5 protein-coding genes are annotated in these 3832 nt (G+C 72.9%); all 5 read left to right on the top strand.

Going from position 1 to position 3832, the window contains the following annotated elements; genetic code table 11:
* Nucleotides 1–441, top strand: a 441-nt coding sequence (locus ABZ641_RS28805) for a helix-turn-helix domain-containing protein (RefSeq protein WP_359986389.1), incomplete at its 5' end; no start/stop codon positions are given.
* A gap of 114 nt (nucleotides 442–555) precedes the next feature.
* The gene (lipB, locus tag ABZ641_RS28800; protein ID WP_344626659.1) at nucleotides 556–1326 is read left to right on the top strand and encodes a lipoyl(octanoyl) transferase LipB; all 771 of its coding nucleotides are present in this window, start codon (nucleotides 556–558) and stop codon (nucleotides 1324–1326) included.
* Nucleotides 1327–1446: 120 nt separating this feature from the next.
* Nucleotides 1447–2400 carry a lipoyl synthase gene (gene lipA, locus ABZ641_RS28795; protein ID WP_344626648.1) on the top strand — a complete coding sequence of 318 codons (954 nt, stop codon included), beginning with the start codon at nucleotides 1447–1449 and terminating at the stop codon, nucleotides 2398–2400.
* A 255-nt stretch (nucleotides 2401–2655) separates the two neighbouring features.
* Nucleotides 2656–2868 (top strand): hypothetical protein, encoded by a 213-nt coding sequence (locus ABZ641_RS28790; RefSeq protein ID WP_359986386.1) that lies wholly within the window; start codon nucleotides 2656–2658, stop codon nucleotides 2866–2868.
* 193 nt (nucleotides 2869–3061) lie between these two features.
* A complete protein-coding gene (locus tag ABZ641_RS28785) occupies nucleotides 3062–3751 on the top strand; it encodes a DUF4191 domain-containing protein (RefSeq protein ID WP_344626646.1) in 690 nt (229 codons plus the stop codon).
* Nucleotides 3752–3832 lie beyond the last annotated feature (81 nt).

Below are 3832 nucleotides of genomic sequence, written 5' to 3'. Positions count from 1 at the left end.
GGCTGCCCGGTGACCGTCGGCGCGGGCGGGCCCGCCGCGGGGCCGGCCGCGCTCGCGGCGGCGCACGGGGAGGGGGTGCGGTGCGTGCGGGCCCTTCGGGTGCTCGGGCGCGAGGGCTGCGGGGCCTCCGCCGCGGGGCTCGGCTTCCTCGGCGTCCTGCTCGGCGACGGGCACGACGTCGCGGGGTTCGTCGGGGCCGCGCTCGGCCCGCTCGTCTCCTACGACGCCCGGCGCGGGACGGAACTGGTCCGCACCCTGCGGGCCTACTTCGACTGCGGCGGCAGCCTCACCCGGGCCAAGGACGAACTGCACGTCCACGTGAACACCGTCGTCCAGCGACTGGACCGGATCGAGGTGCTGCTCGGAAGGGACTGGAACTCCCCCGAGCGCGCCCTGGAACTGCAGCTCGCCCTGCGCCTCCAGCTCCTCGCCGGGGCCTGACGGCGGCGGCCTCGGGGGCCGACCGGCTCTTCCGGGGGCAGGCGTACAGTGACCGGGTTGGTCTCGAACGCCTGGCAAGGAGCAGCGGTGAGCGAGGACGTACGGTTCGTGACGATGGGGATCGGCGAGGGCGCCGTCCCGTACCCGGAGGCCTGGGAGGAACAGCAGCGGCTGCACGCGCTGCGCGTCGCGGACGAGATCCCGGACACCGTGCTGCTGCTGGAGCACCCGCCGGTGTTCACCGCGGGCAAGCGCACCAACCCGGAGGACTACCCGCTGGACGGCACCCCGGTGGTGCAGGTGAACCGGGGCGGCGAGATCACCTGGCACGGGCCGGGGCAGCTGGTGGGCTATCCGATCGTGAAGCTGCCGGACCCGGTCGACGTGGTGGCGTACGTGCGCCGGCTGGAGGAGGCGCTGATCCGCGCCTGCGCCGAGGTCGGGGTGGCGACCTCGCGGGTGGAGGGCCGCAGCGGGGTGTGGGTGCTCGGCGAGGACATCCCGGACGCGGTGGTGGATCCGTCGCAGGTGGTGGAGATCGGCAAGCTGACGCTGCGGATGGGGCTGCCGCTGGGGATCGACCCGCGGCTGGCCGGTCCGGAGTACGCGCCGTCGAACGCGGGGCAGCGGGGCGACGACCGGAAGCTGGCGGCGATCGGCGTCCGGGTGGCGCGCGGTGTGACGATGCACGGGTTCGCGCTGAACTGCGACCCGGACATGACCTGGTTCGACCGGATCGTGCCGTGCGGGATCCGGGACGCCGGGGTGGGGTCGCTCTCCGGTGAGCTGGCCCGGCCGTTCGGCGTGGCGGACGCGCTGCCGGTGGTGCGCAAGCACCTGGCGGAGGTCTTCGCGGAGCTGCCCGAGCCCGCGGTCGCCCGCTGAGGCGGGAATCTACCGATCAGTAGCCATGTTGCCCTGCGATTGAGGGGCAACAGGCCCGGTACAGGCGATGAAAGCACAGGCGTACCCTGGGGGTACCCCGTCTAGTTCTAGGAGTTGCACGTGTCCGCTGTCGCGCCCGACGGCAGGAAGCTTCTCCGCCTGGAGGTCCGCAACAGCGAGACCCCCATCGAGCGGAAGCCCGAGTGGATCAAGACCCGGGCGAAGATGGGCCCGGAGTACAACGCCCTGCATTCGCTGGTGAAGAAGGAGGGGCTGCACACGGTCTGCCAGGAGGCCGGCTGCCCCAACATCTTCGAGTGCTGGGAGGACCGCGAGGCCACCTTCCTCATCGGCGGTGACCAGTGCACCCGCCGCTGCGACTTCTGCCAGATCGACACCGGCAAGCCCGCCGAGTTCGACCGGGACGAACCGCGCCGGGTCGCCGAGTCCATCGTCACCATGGACCTGAACTACGCCACCATCACCGGTGTCGCCCGTGACGACCTGGAGGACGGCGGCGCCTGGCTGTACGCCGAGACCGTCCGCCAGGTGCACGCGATGACCGCCGGCCGCGAGGCCGGCCGCACCGGTGTGGAGCTGCTGATCCCGGACTTCAACGCCGTCCCGGAGCAGCTCGCCGAGGTCTTCTCCTCCCGTCCCGAGGTGCTGGCGCACAACGTGGAGACGGTCCCGCGGATCTTCAAGCGGATCCGCCCGGCCTTCCGCTACGAGCGCTCGCTGGACGTCATCACGCAGGCCCGCGCGGCCGGCCTGGTCACCAAGTCCAACCTGATCCTCGGCATGGGCGAGACCCGCGAGGAGGTCAGCCAGGCGCTGGCCGACCTGGTCGGGGCGGGCTGCGAGCTGATCACCATCACCCAGTACCTGCGGCCCTCGCTGCGCCACCACCCGGTGGAGCGCTGGGTGAAGCCGCAGGAGTTCGTGGAGCTGCAGGAGGAGGCCGAGGAGCTCGGCTTCGCCGGTGTGATGTCGGGTCCGCTGGTGCGGTCCTCGTACCGCGCGGGCCGGCTGTACCGGCAGGCGCTGGAGCACCGCGAGCGCGCGGCGGTCTGACGCCGGCACCCGGGTCCGGCCCGGGGCGGCCCGCTCGGCCCGGAGGGGCCCGCGCGGGGGGCCGTACGAGGGTCGTACCGGAAGCTTCGGGGGCGGCGGGCAGGAGCCTGCCGCCCTCCGGCGTACCTGCGGCGCGGCCGTCTTGCGGTCGTGCGGCTTTCATGCGACTTTGACCGGCAGGTCACCGATCGGTAACACCTGCGGGCGACCCTGACGGTGTCAGTCGTCCGCCGGTCCTGAGGGGAGCTGTTGAGCATGGAGGCAGTGAGCGGAGTGCAGCGCGGCCTGCTGCCGGCGCGGATGCCGTCGGTGGGCGGAGCCCTGCGCTATGCCGAGAGCGTGCTGCTGGCCGGCGGCCAGCGGCAGGCCCGCCGCAACGCCTGGGCCGCGGTCTGCGAGAACCGCCGGCACGCCGCCGAACGGGAGCTGGACGCGGGCGCGGCACCGGGCCTGCGCCGCCGTTCCTGAGACGTCGTTCCCGGGACGCCGTTCCCGGGACGCCGCTCGCGGAACCTCGTTCCCGAGACGTTACCGGGGCCCTCGCACCGGACCCTTCCCCGCTCCCCGCACGGGCTGTCCGCGGGTCCGTACGGGCGGGGCCGGCACCGGTCGGGGCACCGCCCTTGGATAACCCGCCCCCCCGGCACGTACCATGAGCCCTATGGCGAGGGAAACATCCGAGAACCCCGGGCGGCTGCAGCAGATCCGCACGGCGTACACCATGACCAAGAAGGTCGACACCAAGATCGGCCTGATCATCGCCGCAGTCGGCCTCATCACCTTCGGCGTGTTCCTCGCCATCGGCTTCGCGATCGGGCACCCCGTCTACCTGGGCATCCTCGGCTTCGTCGTGGGCTTCCTGGCGGTAGCGGTGGTCTTCGGACGCCGGGCCGAGCGAGCCGCCTTCGGACAGATGGAGGGCCAGCCGGGCGCGGTCGCTGCGGTGCTGAACAACATCCGGCGCGGCTGGAACGCCAACCCGACCCCGGTGGCGGTGACCCGCAGCCAGGACGCGGTCTATCGCGCGGTCGGCCGCCCCGGCATCGCGCTGATCGGCGAGGGCAACCCGAACCGGGTCCGTCCGCTGCTGGCCGCCGAGAAGAAGAAGATGGCCAAGGTCGTCGGCGACGTCCCGGTGCACGACATCATGGTCGGCAACGGCGAGGGCGAGATCCCGCTGAAGAAGCTGCAAATCCACCTGATGCGGCTGCCGCGCGCGATCACCCCGGCCCAGGTCACCGAGACCAACGACCGACTGCGCGCGCTGGGCGACCTGCTCTCCCGCGCGCCGATCCCCAAGGGCCCGATGCCCAAGGGCGCCCGGATGCCCAAGGGCGGCCAGGTCCGCTGAGCCCCCACCCCCACCGACACCACGGCCCCGCCGCGAATCCTCGCGGCGGGGGCGGGCGAACGTGCGGGTGCGGGCCCGGGC

The organism is Kitasatospora sp. NPDC007106 (assembly GCF_040634455.1).
Lineage (GTDB): Bacteria > Actinomycetota > Actinomycetes > Streptomycetales > Streptomycetaceae > Kitasatospora > Kitasatospora arboriphila.
Note: the sequence above shows the minus strand (reverse complement) of the source record. Positions and strands in the feature narration are given on the sequence as shown.